The organism is Colwellia sp. TT2012, assembly GCF_001440345.1.
In the GTDB taxonomy this organism is placed as follows: Bacteria; Pseudomonadota; Gammaproteobacteria; order Enterobacterales; family Alteromonadaceae; genus Colwellia.
This window is the reverse complement of the sequence record NZ_LJYX01000130.1, coordinates 1-816: the sequence shown is the minus strand read 5'-3', so window position 1 is coordinate 816 and position 816 is coordinate 1. Positions and strand designations below refer to the sequence as shown.

Genomic DNA, 816 nt, shown 5'->3' with positions numbered 1-816 from the left:
AATAAAAGGGGTCAGAGCCGTTTTAAGTGACCTATACTGAGGTAAATTGTATCTTCAGTAGATTGTAATTATGCCAAGAAAATCAAGAGTTTCATTAGCGGGCGTGGCGGAACATGTTATTCAGCGGGGTAATAATCGCCAAGCTATTTTTGCCTGTGAAAATGACATGAAAGTCTATGTTACTTGGTTAAAGCAATACAGTAAAAAGTATAAAGTCGCTATTCATGCTTGGGTCTTGATGACCAATCATGTGCATATTTTGTGTAGTCCAGCTAATCATTCTGGGATTTCACAAATGATGCAGTCTTTGGGGCGAATGTACGTTATGTATTTCAACAGGGCTTATAAACGATCGGGTACATTATGGGAAGGCAGGTATCGCTCTTGCTTAGTGCAGAGTGAGCAGTACTTGTTGGAATTATATCGTTATATTGAACTTAACCCGGTGAGAGCTGGGATGGTACAAGACCCAAGTGAATACAGTTGGTCTAGTTATCAGTGTAATGCTTTGGGAAAACAGAGTGACTTACTAACCGCTCATCCCAACTATTTAGCAATTAATCAAGATGCGAATAATAGATTAGCAGATTATAGAAAGCTCTTTGCTGGTTACGTTGAGTCTGAATTGATTGAAGATATTAGAAAAGCGACGAATAAGGGTTTAGCGCTTGGAAATGAGCAGTTTAAATTTAAAGTGGAAGCGCTAAGCGGCAGGTCTGTAATTGAAGGAAAACGTGGTAGGCCTATTGGTTGGAAGAAAGCGGTAGACGTGAGTGATTAGTTTATTAATTTAAAACGGCTCTGACCCCTTTTATT

At 39.2% G+C, this 816-nt stretch carries 1 protein-coding gene; it reads left to right on the top strand.

The window, feature by feature from the left end:
- Positions 1–70: 70 nt before the first annotated feature.
- Complete coding sequence (locus tag ASU03_RS19115) at positions 71–781, top strand: transposase (RefSeq protein WP_057833292.1); 711 nt, start codon at positions 71–73, stop codon at positions 779–781.
- Positions 782–816 lie beyond the last annotated feature (35 nt).

Bases quoted from the DNA above. Each gene is read 5' to 3' on its own strand.
- ASU03_RS19115 (WP_057833292.1), top strand. From the start codon at position 71: ATGCCAAGAAAATCAAGAGTTTCATTAGCGGGCGTGGCGGAACATGTT.